A 14407-nucleotide genomic window follows, 5' to 3' on the forward strand; every position below is an offset into this window, starting at 1 on the left:
CCCTTTGTCGATGCTTTTCAGAAATTGAAGCTGCTACAACTCCTGCGGCTCCAACACCGCGCGCCGCTCGTTCAGGAAATCGTGCGGATAGCCGAGTCGCACCCGCGATGCTGCGTCGAGACGCTCCTGCTGCCCTTCGTCGAGCATCACCTGCAGAGCGCCGAGGTTGTCTCGAAGCTGTTCCACCGTGCGCGCGCCGATCGACGGCATGAGCCCCCGACGTATGACCCACGCCAAGGCAACCTGCGCGGGGCTGACTCCCAGTTCGGCTGCAATGTCTTGGGCAACGGTTCGGGCCTCCCGACCGGCAGGCGAGAGTCGTTCGGGGTCTCCCTTTCCGGCAAGTAGGCCGCGAGCCAAAGGACTCCACGCACACAGGGCTAAATCCAATTCGCTCGCCATCGGAAGAAGCTCACGGTCGGGACTTCGTGCCACCAAGGAGTATTCGACCTGCATGGCGCAGTAGGCGCTCCAACCCCGCAACTCGGCGATTGCGTTCGAGCGGGCAACCACCCAGGCCGGAGTATTGGTGATACCGATCGCCAAGACCTTGCCACTGCGGACCAGATCGTCGAGTCCGCGGAGCGTCTCCTCGGCCGGCGTCTGCCGATCCCACGCATGCACCCACAATAAGTCGATGTAGTCGGTGCCGAGGCGTCGCAGACTCTCTTCGACACTGCGACGCAAGCTTTTCCGATGGTTTCCACCGGAATTGGGATCACCCGGATGTGTCGGCAGCGTGTACTTGGTACTCACGACAACATCGTCACGCTCGGAAGCGATCAGCCGCCCGAGAATCGTCTCGCTCGCACCGTTGGTGTAATTGTTGGCTGTGTCGATGAAATTACCGCCGGCACTGCGGAACTCCTTGTAGATATCCTGACAAATGGACTCGTCGGCTCCGAAGCCCCAGTCCGTTCCGAACGTCATGGCGCCCAGACACATTTCACTGACTCGCAGTCCGGATCTGCCGAGCACTCGCAGCGGCATGCCTGCACCACTCACGGCTTCAGGCATCGTCGTCCACTACCCAGTTGACGAATCGATGCAACGGGTACATGCCGTCGTGCGGGCTGCCCATACTGCCGGTCAACGCGCTACCGAGCTTCACCACACGCTGAACTCCTGCTGTTGCCAGGCGATCTCGTACCTCGGCCTTGCGGTGTGTCGGGTAAACACCCACGGTCTGTGTTGCCACCGTCGCGAAATGCGCCGCGTCGGCCATCGATGCAATGGGGACGACGTTGACCGTCTTGTTGGTCGGGTGAAAGTCCACCGGTTCCGGTGAGCGGACAACAAGACCACTGCCGTCGTAGCTGCCCCAGATGCGGTAGTCGGGCTCGAGGAACCGCATGCCCTCGACTTCTTCGCGAATATCGCGCGGCGTCTTGGGACCAACGGCCTCGGCAAAGTCGCGGTCGACTCCCAGACGCTCACACAGCAACGCACAGAAGCGATCCACCTGCTCGATGTCACCCTCGACGGCAATGTGACGCGCCGCGAGGCAGGCGTCCTGGTTGAAGATCGTGGCATCGGACGCTGCCAGCTCCGCCACCTCACGGAGGGTCTCTTCGGACTCGAAGGCTTCGCGTCCGATGACGGACATCGAGACCTTGGGGTCGAAGGAGATCAGCTGGAAGCCGGGACCGGCGTACTTCGCGGCGTTCTCGATGGCGGGGCCACCACCCCACGCCACAAGCTTGTCGAAGTACTGGGAGCGGTAGAGCACGCTCTCGACCTTCTCGTCACCGCCGCGCCAGTACACGGCGGACATCGAGCGCAGGATCGGATGATCGGGTTCGATGTCGGACATGGTGCGCAGTACCGCCACGGTGGTGAACGGGTCGGCCGATGGCATCTTGAAGACGTTGACTGCCTTGACAAGCGCCGCGTCTGCGATCGATGTCATAGCGGCGCTCGGCGAGTTTCCGGCAAGCATGTGCACGAGGCGGGGTGGGAATGCCCGGACCCGGCTCACACGACCGTTGGGGTCGGTGCGCTCCACCCATCCGTCGAGGAGGTTGCGATCACCGAAGGTGCGGTCAAGACGGTATTCCAGCGCCTCCCGCGTCAGGAACTGGCCCGGCCGCGCGAAGGTGTTCTCGATGATTCTCCTGGGCAGCGCACTGACCTGAAGGGTCATCTCGAGGGATTCCTGCAGGTACTCGTTTGTCTCTAGCGTGAGATGCTTTGCCGTCTCGACCAGGAAGTCGATGATGTCCGTGACCGGCACGTCGAATGCCGGTCCGGGTTCGGTGCGTGGCACGAACAATCTGTTCAGTTCCAGAGCCGGCGTGACAAACGGAACCCCGAAGTCCCGCGACAGATACTCGGTGTCCTCACCCCAGACGAGCTTGCCTCGGATGAAATGAGGTACACGGATCTTGGACTTACTCGGTGCGAGTGTTGATGACGTAGTCATTGAAGTTTCTCTCAGTCCTCGAGGAATCCGCGGACGTACGCGTCCGTGGTGCCGGCACAGGTGATCTTGTCGTCGTCTGCCAGATCGGAGTAGCGGGTGATGTCTGCGTCAACCGTGGGGCCGGTTCGGCCACAGGAGCAGTCACCGAGTTCGACCGAGATCTTGTCTCCGGTGATCGTTCCGCCCCAACGTCCGTCGACGGTAGTGTCGAAGAACGCGGCGCGGCCTTCCACCTTGCCATCCGACTCGGGTGCAAGCGCTTCGCCGTTCTTGTCGAGAACGAACAGAACCAGCTCCGAAGGAACGTGGTACCGACCCGACGCGCATTTCGGCAAACGAATATTCAACTCTTGCATCGAGTAGTAGTGAAAGAACCGGCTCGGATCGATATTCAGCATTCGAAAGATCTGGTTCTGGTAGTCAGCCGGCAGTGACATGCCCTTGAGCCCGCCGCCCGCAGTCATCGCGTTCTCCCCCGTGATGTCTCCTTCCTTCATTCCGAGTTCTCGCAGAATCTCGGTGAGGCGGAACAGGTTCGGGAACTGAGAATTGAAGAAGATCTTCTCGGTGCGGTGTTCGATGATCTGCTCTGCCCAATGCCGCAGACGGCGTTCGTTTTCCGCTTGGCGGGCAGCGGAAGCTGCCTCATGGGTAGCGAGCTCGTCCGGCGCCGCGGTCCCGTCTGCCATCGCCTTACGCATGGCGGACAGACGCGCCATATACGCATAGTGACCGCTTGCCTCCGCGCCCGACGGCCGCTCGATTCCGTCCGGTCGGCCGTACTCCTTGTAGATGAGATCACGCAGGGCGTTGTGTCCACTCAGACCCGTTTCCGGCCCGACCGGGATAACGTGCCACGAGTTGTCGCGATGAATCCCCAAGTCCGTCAGGCAGTCCAGCATGTTCTGCATGGACACTTCGCGATCCTGTACGGACTTGTTGAGGAAGGAACTCTTCCCGCTCGTTCCACTCGAACTCGACACCAGGTGCCCGACAGCTTCGAGGGCATCGATATACCCGTCGACGTCGACGACGTCCGACACGTCCACTCCCTCGACGCGATGCGCCGAAAGCGAATCAAGCCACCGATTAAGCTGCGCCCATTGACCTTTAGCGATCAACGATTCCGGGTAGCTCTTGTACGTGGTATGCGGAAACAGCAGAGGAATCATGTCCTCACGCCGTGCGATTTCGGTGATCCCCTCGTCGTCTGCCCGCTGCTTCAGTACCGGTACCTGCTGACGCAGTTCCTGGAATCGCGCGTCGAGTCGCTCGACAATCTCATCTCGCTGTGTGGTCGTCCCTGACATTGTGCCTCCAGTCGATGTTGCCCCCCGGAATTAACTTTACCCATGGGTTTAGTTTTCTGTCTATAGCTGAGTTCGACTGGCACACTGATGTTCATGACGTCGCACAGGTCCGAACCGGGCGCAGCCGGAGCACGCCGAAGCCGCGGGGGGCGCCCCACTCTCGAGCAAGCCACCGCACTGGATCACGCCATACGTGAAGGCGCCCTCGCCATGTTCCTCGAGCATGGATACGAGGGGACGTCGATGAATGCCATCGCTGCCGCGGCCGGCACTACCAAACCGACGCTGTACACACGATTCCCCACCAAGGAAGCAGTCTTCCGCTCGGTTCTCGGCTGGGCCGTCCAACGCACGGATTGGCCTGTGCCAGAACCACCTGCACCTGATCTCGACAATCTGGAAGTCGCGTTGACCACCATCGCGAGGACGGCACTGAGCCGCGCCCTGAACCCGTCCATGATCAAACTCGAACAGATCGCGATCACCTACGCTGAGCGCTTTCCGGACATCGCTCGTCGAACTCACGGCACGGGATTCTGGCCGCGCAAACAGTTGGTCACAGATCTACTCGTGCGGCATGCCGAGGCCGGCGAGATCGTCGCCGAGGAACCGGACGTACTCGCCGAACTCTTTCTCGGCATGGCGTCCGGCGGTCCGGCCCGCCTGGCCTCGTTCGGAATTGTGCATGACCCCGCAGATCAAGAACGGCATGTTCAGTCCGCGGTAGCACTGTTTCTTCGAAGTCTCAGACCTGATTGAGATCGACTAGGCGGGCGTTATTGTGCGTAAACAGAATTCGGTGATCCGGTCGATATCCGAATCGGTAGGCTGAATCCGCTGCCAGAGGTAGTCGGAAAGCTTTCCGACTGTCGCGTGTGCCGCCAATGTGGCATCGAACTCCGGTGCTGCGCTGCCCAGTTCCGCAAGGGGACCACGCAGCAGGGTCGCCAGTGGACCGCTCGCCGACGGTGGCCCCGAAACTGCGCCGACGCCCGTCCCACCCGCATTCCAGAGCACCGCTCGGGTGGTGGCCGCCGAATCTTCGTCGGCCTGGGACAGGACACCTTCGACCCACCGCCGAATCTTCCCCTCTGGGGTGTTCTCCTTGTCCATCTGATGCGCAACATACGTTGTCAATCGCTCGGAGCCATCCTCCAAGATTGCCGAAACCAGTGCATCTTTCGACTTGAAGTGCCGATAGAAGACATCGTTGGACAGTCCCGCTTGTGCCACGATATCCGCGACGCGAGGGCGGGAGTTCGTTCCCAGTGACCTGATGACCACCAACGCGGCGTCAAGCAATCGGCGAACCTCGCTGGCATACACAGCGCCTCGATCTGCCAAGGCCCGCGCAGCAATTCGGGTTGCCAGATCTTGTGTCGGCTCGGTGGTCGAACCACTCATGTCCATCGGAAGAAGATACCCCGTCACGAACGAGCCGCACTCAGTCCGCCGCTGGTATGCACCGCGGCGCAGATTCCACCGTCGACGAGAATATCTGTTCCGTTGAGGAAGCTGGCGCCATCCGAGAGCAGGAACGACACGACTGCTGCTACTTCGCCAGCAGTACCGGTCCGGGCAAGAGGCGTCTGTGTGACCAGCGCACTCAGATGCGCGTTGTTCTCGGCTTCTTGTCGGCCTTGAGGGGTGTCGATCAATCCGGGTGACAGCGAGCAGACCCGTGCGCCGACGGCTCCCAATCGCACGGCCTCGTGTTTCACGAAACGCTGAACACCGTATTTCGCCCATGCATACGCGGCGCCGGTGTGTTCGATCGCGGACCCGACCGCTTCGTAGATCTCGTCCAGAAAGTTATCTCGCAGAGGATCTTCCAGTGCTGCAGCGGTGGCAGCGTCCGGCTCGAGCGACGCCAGTGTCGGCGCCATGGATGCAAAACACACCATTGCCGTGCCAGCCGTGGCGAGCGGGCGCAACGCTTGCGCGAGCAAGGCGGTACCCACAAGATCGACAGAAAAGATTCTGCGCCAGTCGGCCATGGTCGGCGAGATTCCGGCGACATGTGCGACCGACCGCAAGGTTCCGAGTTCACTCACTCGATCGACTAGACGAGCAAGGCCAGCAGGGTCCGTGACATCGAGAACAAACGGTTCTACGACGGCGCGGCCGGTCCCGGAAAGTTCAGCTGCTGCCGCCGCCACGGTTTCCGGATCCATGTCGACCAGCAACAAACGTTCCACCGAGTCGGTCAGACGCCGCGCGCAGGCAAAACCCATGCCACGTCCCGCGCCGGTCACAATTCCGACAGTAGTCATGACTTCGCACCAACTTCCGCTTCCCGCACGACCGGTGTCGCCCAGCACTGTTCGAGGCCGGTCTTCGCGGTTCTGCTCACGAGTTCGATCCGAAATCCCCAAGGACTACGCTGGAACGAGAAGAACGGTATGCCATCAGACCCGAGACGTGTTGCCTCGGTGACGTATCCGTGACGCGCCAGCTCTGCAGAATCTGCCGCGACGTCGTCGGACCAGTACCCGACATGATGAATGCCTTGCCCTCTACTTGCATCCCACAGAGTCGACTGCGGAACGGCGCGAACGATTTCCACGCGCGGCGCGGTCACCGAATACGCACATCGCAGATCAACGGTGGTATCGCCGCTCGGCAATGTGACGTTGATCGGGCCACCGACCTCAGGGCCCCATTCGTACCCGAACAGCGACGACAGTTCGTCCCTGGTCTGCTCGAACGTTTCGGTGACGATCCCGAGATGGAAAAGATCCTCGGCCTTCATTCCTCGATCACCTCGATCCGCGGCGCCTGTGACACCCGTGCGCCCGAAACACCCAGAACAAGATTCTTTGGCATGAGAAGAATATTCTCACCCGGATGCGCGGAATGCAAGGAAATCTCGCGATCCCCGCAAAACAACACGCGACCAATGCTTTCCACAACAATGCTCCGCCTGTTGATACACGTTCACGCGTATCAACAGCCGGAGCATGCGGCTTCTCGATCCTTCCCGCACCGGACTGTGCGCGGGAAGTGGTTCACTAACCGACTGACACGAGGTTCACTCCGTCTGCCGGACACTTGCCGAACAGACTGACCCCACGAAACATTTCGGTCGCGCCGACGGGATCGGGCGAGCTGGATGCGGCAGCGAGGGCGTGGGACTTGAAAACCATTGCAGCGCGGCTTAACTGGTGCGAGCTCGGCCCGAAGTGATGAGCAAGATCGCTCGGGACCGTGTCACCCCACAACGTGACGTCGATAATGCCGCGATCGAGGGTATCGAGCAATCCTTCACGCACCATCGCATTGGACTCGAACAGATCACCTGCCAGAGCAATCGCTTGCGGGCGCGGCCCGTTGGGCGCGGCCATCACGGAGTCCAAATCCAACGTGGTTGCCCCGAGAATCTGCAACGGCCGGGTGTTCTCGTGCTTTTCGACGATAACCGTGACGTCCCAGCCAGCCATTACCTGGTCGAACATCCACCCGCCGGCATGGCGCACCACGTCGACAACGCTGGGCGCGAGGACTGCCAGACGGTACCTCAGGCTGTGCCGGCGAGCGCGAGCTGTCGAGTCAGCGATTGCGTGTAGTCCTTGAAGATTTCGGTCAGTGGAATCGAACGATCGAGCAGCCATGAGGTCTCCATTCCGTTGAGAAACGCGACAATCTCTACGGCCTTGACGGCCGGGTCAATATCATTGCGGTATTTTCCTGCGCGTTGACCGCGCAGAATACCTGCGGCAATCGTGTCGATTGCCGCACGCTGCCGAGCGAGCAGGCGACCATGCAACGGGGCTTCCGGATCCAAACTCTCGATCAGAAGCACCGAGTACATCCCGATCAAGTGAGGCGAGCGTTCGAACCGCGCACCCACTTGCTCGAGCTGTTCTATGACATCGCCAGTTCGATCAGCATGAGCATCGTCATCTGCATCCCGCGCGTCGAGCACGGCATGCAGTAACTGTTCTTTGGACTCGAAGTGGTGCAAAAGTCCAGCCGACGTCACACCGGCTTCACCGGCGATCTGCGCAAGCGTCGTACTGCGCCACCCGTTTAGTGCAAGTAGTCGCTGAGCAGCGGAAAGGATGAGCTGTTTCCGGTCTTCGCCCTTTGCTAAAAGAGTGGCATACGGGCGCTGCGCGGTCATCGAACTCCTCTGCTCAAAGCAACCTACTGAACACACAGTAGGTTGTTTTCAGCTCTGTGACAAGCGTCTCATCAAAGATGAAGTTGTGCAACAGGACACAGCTAATGTGCCGCTTTTCGGTCGCCGCGCGCGCAAAGACCCCTAAATCGCTTACAACCCGAGGGACTTCGCGATTATCACCTTCATAACCTCGCTCGTACCTGCATAAATACGTGCCACCCGGGCATCTGTGTACAGCCTCGCGATCGGATACTCCATCATGTAGCCGTAACCACCGAAAAGCTGAAGGCATCGGTCGACCACGCGCGCTTGCATTTCGGTGCAGAACAACTTGACCCGTGCTGCATCAGCACCCGACAACTCGCCGTCGACCAGATCGAGAACCGCCCGATCGATCATCGTCTGCCCGGCCTCGATCTCCGCCGACATAGCCGCCAATTCGAACTTCGTATTCTGGAACGACGCAACCGGTGTCCCGAAAGCCTTGCGCTCCTTGACGTACTCGATAGTTGCCGTCACCGCGGCCCGAGCCTGAGCCACCGAACCGACAGCAACAGTCATCCGCTCCTGCGGAAGATTGCGACCGAGGTAGCCGAACGCGGCGCCTTCGTCGCCCAATCTGTTCGCAGCAGGCACTCGCACATTGTCGAACGACAACTCGACTGTGTCCTGAACCTTGCAGCCCATCTTGTCGAGGACACGCCCGCGGGTGAACCCGGGCATTCCATCCTCCACGACCAGCAGTGAAAGACCGGCGCGTCGATTCTCCGGATCCGTCGACGTGCGCGCGACAACGATCACGAGATCAGCGAGCAAGCCGCCGGTGATGAATGTCTTGGCACCGTTGATCACGTACTCGTCCCCGTCGCGCACCGCAGTGGTGCGTACGCCCGCAAGATCTGAACCGGTACCCGGTTCGGTCATCGCGATCGCCGAGAGAAGTGTTCCTGCCGCCAACCCGGGGAACCAACGTGATCGCTGTTCCTCGTTAGCGTAGGCAAGGAAATACGGAAGGATCACATCGAGTTGTGTGCGGACCGTGCTCAACGTGACCAGCGCGCGCGCCGACTCCTCCTGCAAGATGACGTTGTACCGATAGTCGGGCATCCCTGCTCCCCCGTACTCCTCGGGGATTGCGGTACCGAGCAGCCCCAACGAGCCGAGTTGTTCGAAAGTTGCCCGCGGCATCTGGCCGGCCTTTTCCCACGACGGGTACTCGGGGACAACGTGCTTCTCGATGAAATCGCGAGCGAGCTTACGGAATGACTCGTGATCGGGAGTGAACACTTCTCTGCGCATTTTGTATCTTCCTCACACAGCCAGTTCGACGAGCGTGGCGTTCGCGGTGCCGCCACCCTCACACATTGTTTGCAATCCGTACTGAATTCCGTTGTAGCGCATGTGATGAATCATTCGAGTCATCAGAACCGCTCCGGAACCACCGAGCGGATGTCCGAGCGCGATCGCGCCGCCGAGGGGGTTGACCAATGCCGGATCCGCACCGGTTTCCGCAAGCCACGCCAGTGGCACCGACGCGAAGGCTTCGTTGACCTCGAACACTCCGACCTCGTTCAGGTCGACTCGAGCCTTCTTCAAGACCTTGTCCGTCGCCGGAATCGGACCGGTGAGCATGAGCACCGGATCGGAACCGGTCACAGCGCCTGCGCAGTAGCGAACAATCGGCGTCAGTCCGAGCTGACGTGCCCGCTCCGGCGTCGTCACCAACAGTGCTGCGGCGCCGTCGGAAATCTGCGACGAGTTGCCCGCGTGAATGACTCCGTCATCTGCGAATGCGGGCTTCAACTTCGCGAGAGTCTCCACCGAGGTTCCGCGGCGAATACCTTCGTCAGCCGAGACGACTCCGGAATCGGTTGTCACCGAGACGATCTGGCTCTCGAAAGCGCCGTCGTCCTGGGCCGCGGCGGCACGCTCGTGTGAGAGGGCGGAGAACTCGTCGAGATGTGTACGCGTGAGAGCCCACTTCTGTGCGATGGCCTCAGCCGACAATCCCTGATTGAACGAGAAATTGTCGTAGCGTTCGAAGACTTTGGGGCCATACGGCTGCCCGGACGCCTTGGCGGCGCCCAGCGGAACCCGACTCATGACTTCGACGCCGCCCGCGACAACAACATCCTGCTGACCCGACATGACGGCCTGCACCGCAAAATCAAGTGCCTGCTGGCTCGAACCGCACGCCCGGTTGACCGTCGTACCCGGGATGGACTCGGGCCATCCGGCTGCGAGTACCGAGTAGCGGCCGATATTGCTCGACTGGTCACCGACCTGGGAGACGCAACCCCAGATCACGTCGTCGACGATCCCAGGATCAATTCCGGTGCGCTCGGCCAGGGCGGCGAGGACCACTGCGGACAAGTCCGCCGGATGTACGCTCGACAACCCGCCGTTGCGCTTCCCCACCGGAGTCCGAACTGCTTCGGCGATTACAACTTCACGCATGTCTCTCCACTCTCCGAACTGATTCTGTTCAACTACCGATTCGCGGCACGGCCCAGCGGCCGGCAAATCGTGGTTCACGTTTCTCCGCGAATGCGGCGTACGCCTCCGGTGCGTCGGAGGTACCGAAATTCATTGCCTGCGCGCGTGCCTCGTTGGCGAGCGCATCCCGCATCGTGCGGTCGGCGCCTTCGTTCAACAACGATTTACTCTGTGCCAGCGCGATAGGTGGTCCTGACGCCAATCGCTGTGCCAGGTCGCGGGCATATCCGTCGATCTCCGATTTCGGCACAACCCAGGTCACCAGGCCAAGTGCCTCGGCTTCCTCGGCGCCGATGGTCTCGGCGAGCAATACAAGGCGTTTGGCCTGTTGTAGACCGACAAGTTTTGGCAGCAGCCATGATCCGCCGAGGTCCAATGACAACCCGCGCTTGGAGAAGATCTGCGAAAACGTCGATTCGGGTGTGGCCACCACCAGGTCGCACCCGAGCGCCAGATTCCACCCTGCACCGACGGCCACTCCGGACACCTTGGCGACGGTCGGTATCGGCAGTTCGTGGAGCAGCAGGGCAACATCGGTGAGGACGCGCAACTTGTGCATGGGGTGGATGTCGGCGATTTCCGACAGATCCGCACCCGAACAGAACGCGCCGTCTGCCCCCTCGATGACCAGCGCCCGAACATCGCGGTTGGTCTCGAGGGATACCAGCGAATCGCGCAGTGCTGCCCATAGTTCCGGATTGATCGCATTCTTACGGTGCGGGCGGTTGAGCGTCAGTGTCCGAACGCCGTCGCGGTCGTCGCTCAGCAGGACGGGGCCGGGCGCCACCGATGTGTTTTTCTCGTGCGCCATCAGCAGTACGCCGGTCCGATCGCGCCGTCGCCGCGCAACGCCGCGATGTCGTCTCCGGTGAAACCGAAGTCCGCGAGCACACGATCCGTGTGCTGCCCGAGTCCCGGTACCGCCCCCATCGGCGGCTCGAAGCCCGCAATGATCGGCGGTGGCAGCAGTGCCTCGATCGGGCCGGCAGATGTGTCGACCTGCCGCCAGCGGTCACGAGCACTCAGTTGTGGGTGCTCGAGCACTTCGCTGGGGAGGTTGTAGCGAGAGTTTCCGATTCCGGCAGCGTCGGCAGTCTTCTGAATGTGCTCGAGATCGTGTCGACCACACCATGATTCGATGGCCTCGTCGAGAACCTCCCGATGACGAACCCTCCCGGAGTTGCCGGCAAACCGCGTGTCGTCCGCCAGGTCGGGACGCTCCAGTATCTCGCGGGCAAGTCGCTGCCATTCACGGTCGTTGGTCGTGCCGAGTACAACCGTCTGCCCGTCTCGGGTCCCGTACGAACCGTACGGTGATACGGCAGGCGAACTCATCCCCAATGGTTGCTGATCGATCCCCGAGTACTTCGTGTACGTGAGCGGGTAGCCCATCAACTCCGTCATGGTGTCGAACAGACTCACCGACACCGACGACAGTTCGCCGCCGTTTCCACGACCCTTGCCGCACAGCAGCGCCAGGATCGACAGCGCCGCATACAGTCCCGAGGAGATATCGGCGACGGGCGGTCCGGGTTTTGCCGGCTCGCCCGGGCGTCCGGTGACGGCACATGCACCGGACTCTGCCTGGACGAGAAGGTCGTACGCCCGCTTGTGCGACAGCGGACCACCGGCGCCGTAGCCGTCGATTTCCACCGTGATCAAATCCGGATGCCGTTCGGCCAGATCACTCGCCGACAGACGAAGTCGTGCCATCGCGCCCGGCGCCAAGTTCGACACCAACACGTGAGCCTTGTCCAACAGCCTGTGCATGGTTTCGATCCCGGCCTCGGATTTCAAGTTCAAGGTGACTGATTCCTTACCGCGATTGGCCCAGACAAAATGTGCGGCAAGACCATTCACGACATCGTCGTAGTCTCGCGCAAAATCGCCACCCTGCGGATTCTCGACCTTGATCACGCGGGCGCCGAAATCCGCCAACGTACGCGTACACATCGGAGCGGACACGGCTTGCTCCAACGTCACCACGGTAATTCCCGCGAGCGGCCCCCCTGATGTAGCAGAGGAGCCCGCGGCAGGCTCCGAACCCGACATCACATCACCATGCCACCATCCACCGGCAGCACCTGCCCGGTGACGAAGGAAGAAGCATTCGACGCCAGGAACACAAAGGCACCCGCGATTTCCTCGGGCTCCGCCCAGCGGCGCAACGGGATTCGCGTCATCATGTTCGCGGCGAACTTCTCGTCGGTGCGAATGGTCTCGGTCATCGGCGTTGCAGCCAATGGGGCAAGTGCGTTGACCAGGATGTTCTTACGCGCCAGTTCCCGAGCCAGAGACTTGGTCAGGCCGATGATCCCGGCCTTCGCGGCCGAGTAGTTCACCTGGCCGAGCGTTCCGGTGATTCCGGCCGAGGACGTCACGTTGATGATTCGCCCTGTCCCGTCGGTAGCCAGGAACGGCAAAGCTGCCTGCGAGCAATGGAATGCGCCGAGCAGGTGGATGTCGAGCATCCGCTGGAACGAATCCTGCGCAAGATCCTTGAACATCGCGGGCGCGGTCACGCCGGCATTGTTCACCAGGATGTGCAGCTTCCCCTCGGTGAAACCGGCGGCGCGTGCCACCGCGGCGTCGGCGGCTGCACGGTCCCTGACATCGAGCGCAAAACTGTCCGCCTTGCCACCCGCCGCCGTAATACGTTCTGCAACAGCAGCTGCCGCGTCACCGTCGACGTCGGTGACCAGCACGGTCGCTCCAGCCGTCGCAAACGCCCGCGCAACGGCGGAGCCGATACCGCCGGCCGCGCCGGTGACCAGTGCTGATCGTCCCGTCAAGTCGAACATCGGATTGGTTGCGGTCATCAGTAGCTCCTCGGCATTCCCAAAGTATGTGATCCCAGATAGTTCAAAATCATTTCCTGACTGATGGGTGCAATCCGCATCAGTCGGGCCTCACGGAAGTAGCGGGCGACGTGGTATTCCTCGGAATAGCCCATCCCACCGTGAGTTTGCAGTGCTCGGTCCGCAGCTGCAAAACCTGCTTCGGCACACAGATACTTGGCCGTGTTGGCTTCGCGACCACACTGATTCCCCTGGTCGTACAACCAGGTTGCCTTGCGCAGCACCAGCTCTGCGGCATCAAGATGGGCAAGCGCGTCCGCAAGCGGAAACTGAATGCCCTGATTCATGCCGATCGGCCGACCGAATACCTCACGCTCGTTGGCGTACTTCACTGCTTTCTCGAGTGCCACCCGGCCGATACCGAGCGCCTCGGACGCGATGAGCATGCGTTCCGGATTCAGGCCGTCGAGGAGGTACGAGAACCCCTTACCTTCCTCACCAACCCTGTCCTCGACGGGAATCCGAAGATTGTCGATGAACAATTCGTTGGACGTGACGGCGTTTCGACCCATTTTCGCAATCGGCCGGATGTCGACACAACTGCGGTCCAGATCGGTCAGGAACAACGTCATTCCGTCGGTTTTCTTCTTGACGTCGTCATAACGCTCGGTACGGGTCAGAAGCAGAATCTTCTCGGATTCAAGTGCTTTCGAGATCCACACCTTACGCCCGTTGACCACATAGTGGTCTCCGTCGCGCTTGGCGAAGGTCGAGATTCGAGACGTATCCAGACCGGCCCCAGGTTCCGTCACTCCGAAGCAGACATGCAGGTCACCTGACGCGATACGCGGCAGTGTTCGCGCTTTGAGTTCATCGGATCCGTGGACCACCACCGGATGCATGCCGAAGATGGACAGGTGAATCGAACTGGCGGCGTTCATGCCGCCGCCGGACCTGGCCACCTCTTCGAGAAGTATTGTGGCTTCGGTGATTCCGAGCCCGTGACCGCCGTATTCCTCGGGGATGGTCATTCCCAGCCAACCGCCCTCGGCGATGGCGTTGTAGAACTCGACGGGGAACTCGTGCGCCCGGTCCTTCTCCATCCAGTACTGATCGTCGAACTTCTTCACCAGTTCAGCGACCGACTTGCGGATCAATTCCTGATCCTCGGTCAGTTCGAAATTCATACCGCCGGACACAATCGACTCCTCTGCTGTGCATCACCTGAAGGCTCGTCGGTGCGGCGCCCGGTTACCCG

General features: G+C 61.1%; 15 protein-coding genes. 1 reads left to right on the forward strand and 14 read right to left on the reverse strand.

Annotated elements, in window-relative coordinates:
* Positions 1-33: 33 nt before the first annotated feature.
* From EEB13_RS09100 to EEB13_RS09110, 3 genes are read right to left on the reverse strand one after another with little or no spacing between them, the layout of a single operon-like run.
* A complete protein-coding gene (locus EEB13_RS09100) occupies positions 34-1017 on the reverse strand; it encodes an aldo/keto reductase (protein WP_233365064.1) in 984 nt (327 codons plus the stop codon).
* Entirely contained in the window at positions 1010-2422 is a 1413-nt protein-coding gene (locus EEB13_RS09105; protein ID WP_033231782.1) for an acyl-CoA reductase, read from the reverse strand. The genes EEB13_RS09100 and EEB13_RS09105 overlap by 8 nt, the downstream gene beginning before the upstream one ends.
* A gap of 11 nt (positions 2423-2433) precedes the next feature.
* The gene (locus EEB13_RS09110) at positions 2434-3732 is read right to left on the reverse strand and encodes a hypothetical protein (RefSeq protein ID WP_141485094.1); all 1299 of its coding nucleotides are present in this window, start codon (positions 3730-3732) and stop codon (positions 2434-2436) included.
* A gap of 93 nt (positions 3733-3825) precedes the next feature.
* Here EEB13_RS09110 and EEB13_RS09115 point away from each other — a divergent pair, with 93 nt between their 5' ends.
* Positions 3826-4491, forward strand: coding sequence for a TetR/AcrR family transcriptional regulator (locus EEB13_RS09115; RefSeq protein WP_033231872.1), 666 nt, complete (start codon positions 3826-3828; stop codon positions 4489-4491).
* 6 nt (positions 4492-4497) lie between these two features.
* Here the strand turns inward: EEB13_RS09115 and EEB13_RS09120 are convergent, their stop codons facing one another.
* From EEB13_RS09120 to EEB13_RS09170, 11 genes are all read right to left on the reverse strand, one after another.
* On the reverse strand, positions 4498-5142 hold the full coding sequence (locus EEB13_RS09120) for a TetR/AcrR family transcriptional regulator (protein ID WP_052683470.1): 645 nt from the start codon (positions 5140-5142) through the stop codon (positions 4498-4500).
* A 17-nt stretch (positions 5143-5159) separates the two neighbouring features.
* Positions 5160-6005: an SDR family oxidoreductase gene (locus EEB13_RS09125; protein WP_141485095.1), complete on the reverse strand. Its 846-nt coding sequence runs from the start codon at positions 6003-6005 to the stop codon at positions 5160-5162.
* Entirely contained in the window at positions 6002-6484 is a 483-nt protein-coding gene (locus EEB13_RS09130; protein WP_141485096.1) for a VOC family protein, read from the reverse strand. The genes EEB13_RS09125 and EEB13_RS09130 overlap by 4 nt, the downstream gene beginning before the upstream one ends.
* Before the next feature lie 259 nt (positions 6485-6743).
* Positions 6744-7253, reverse strand: a complete 510-nt coding sequence (locus tag EEB13_RS09135) for a hypothetical protein (protein WP_141485575.1) — start codon at positions 7251-7253, stop codon at positions 6744-6746.
* Positions 7250-7855 (reverse strand): TetR/AcrR family transcriptional regulator, encoded by a 606-nt coding sequence (locus EEB13_RS09140; RefSeq protein ID WP_033231786.1) that lies wholly within the window; start codon positions 7853-7855, stop codon positions 7250-7252. The genes EEB13_RS09135 and EEB13_RS09140 overlap by 4 nt, the downstream gene beginning before the upstream one ends.
* Before the next feature lie 150 nt (positions 7856-8005).
* On the reverse strand, positions 8006-9154 hold the full coding sequence (locus EEB13_RS09145; RefSeq protein ID WP_045064746.1) for an acyl-CoA dehydrogenase family protein: 1149 nt from the start codon (positions 9152-9154) through the stop codon (positions 8006-8008).
* A gap of 12 nt (positions 9155-9166) precedes the next feature.
* Positions 9167-10312 (reverse strand): thiolase family protein, encoded by a 1146-nt coding sequence (locus EEB13_RS09150; protein ID WP_033231788.1) that lies wholly within the window; start codon positions 10310-10312, stop codon positions 9167-9169.
* A 28-nt stretch (positions 10313-10340) separates the two neighbouring features.
* Entirely contained in the window at positions 10341-11162 is an 822-nt protein-coding gene (locus EEB13_RS09155; RefSeq protein WP_116103656.1) for an enoyl-CoA hydratase/isomerase family protein, read from the reverse strand.
* Complete coding sequence (locus EEB13_RS09160; protein WP_045064751.1) at positions 11162-12403, reverse strand: CaiB/BaiF CoA transferase family protein; 1242 nt, start codon at positions 12401-12403, stop codon at positions 11162-11164. The genes EEB13_RS09155 and EEB13_RS09160 overlap by 1 nt, the downstream gene beginning before the upstream one ends.
* On the reverse strand, positions 12403-13170 hold the full coding sequence (locus EEB13_RS09165) for an SDR family NAD(P)-dependent oxidoreductase (protein WP_033231789.1): 768 nt from the start codon (positions 13168-13170) through the stop codon (positions 12403-12405). Before EEB13_RS09165 ends, EEB13_RS09160 begins: the two co-directional genes overlap by 1 nt.
* Positions 13170-14336, reverse strand: a complete 1167-nt coding sequence (locus EEB13_RS09170) for an acyl-CoA dehydrogenase family protein (RefSeq protein WP_033231878.1) — start codon at positions 14334-14336, stop codon at positions 13170-13172. Before EEB13_RS09170 ends, EEB13_RS09165 begins: the two co-directional genes overlap by 1 nt.
* Between the last annotated feature and the right edge of the window lie 71 nt (positions 14337-14407).

Source organism: Rhodococcus sp. WS3 (genome assembly GCF_003797085.1).
Lineage (GTDB): Bacteria > Actinomycetota > Actinomycetes > Mycobacteriales > Mycobacteriaceae > Rhodococcus_F > Rhodococcus_F globerula.

Bases quoted from the DNA above. Each gene is read 5' to 3' on its own strand.
- EEB13_RS09100 (WP_233365064.1), bottom strand. From the start codon at position 1,017: ATGCCTGAAGCCGTGAGTGGTGCAGGCATGCCGCTGCGAGTGCTCGGC.
- EEB13_RS09105 (WP_033231782.1), bottom strand. From the start codon at position 2,422: ATGACTACGTCATCAACACTCGCACCGAGTAAGTCCAAGATCCGTGTA.
- EEB13_RS09110 (WP_141485094.1), bottom strand. From the start codon at position 3,732: ATGTCAGGGACGACCACACAGCGAGATGAGATTGTCGAGCGACTCGAC.
- EEB13_RS09115 (WP_033231872.1), top strand. From the start codon at position 3,826: ATGACGTCGCACAGGTCCGAACCGGGCGCAGCCGGAGCACGCCGAAGC.
- EEB13_RS09120 (WP_052683470.1), bottom strand. From the start codon at position 5,142: ATGGACATGAGTGGTTCGACCACCGAGCCGACACAAGATCTGGCAACC.
- EEB13_RS09125 (WP_141485095.1), bottom strand. From the start codon at position 6,005: ATGACTACTGTCGGAATTGTGACCGGCGCGGGACGTGGCATGGGTTTT.
- EEB13_RS09130 (WP_141485096.1), bottom strand. From the start codon at position 6,484: ATGAAGGCCGAGGATCTTTTCCATCTCGGGATCGTCACCGAAACGTTC.
- EEB13_RS09140 (WP_033231786.1), bottom strand. From the start codon at position 7,855: ATGACCGCGCAGCGCCCGTATGCCACTCTTTTAGCAAAGGGCGAAGAC.
- EEB13_RS09145 (WP_045064746.1), bottom strand. From the start codon at position 9,154: ATGCGCAGAGAAGTGTTCACTCCCGATCACGAGTCATTCCGTAAGCTC.
- EEB13_RS09150 (WP_033231788.1), bottom strand. From the start codon at position 10,312: ATGCGTGAAGTTGTAATCGCCGAAGCAGTTCGGACTCCGGTGGGGAAG.
- EEB13_RS09155 (WP_116103656.1), bottom strand. From the start codon at position 11,162: ATGGCGCACGAGAAAAACACATCGGTGGCGCCCGGCCCCGTCCTGCTG.
- EEB13_RS09160 (WP_045064751.1), bottom strand. From the start codon at position 12,403: ATGTCGGGTTCGGAGCCTGCCGCGGGCTCCTCTGCTACATCAGGGGGG.
- EEB13_RS09165 (WP_033231789.1), bottom strand. From the start codon at position 13,170: ATGACCGCAACCAATCCGATGTTCGACTTGACGGGACGATCAGCACTG.
- EEB13_RS09170 (WP_033231878.1), bottom strand. From the start codon at position 14,336: ATGAATTTCGAACTGACCGAGGATCAGGAATTGATCCGCAAGTCGGTC.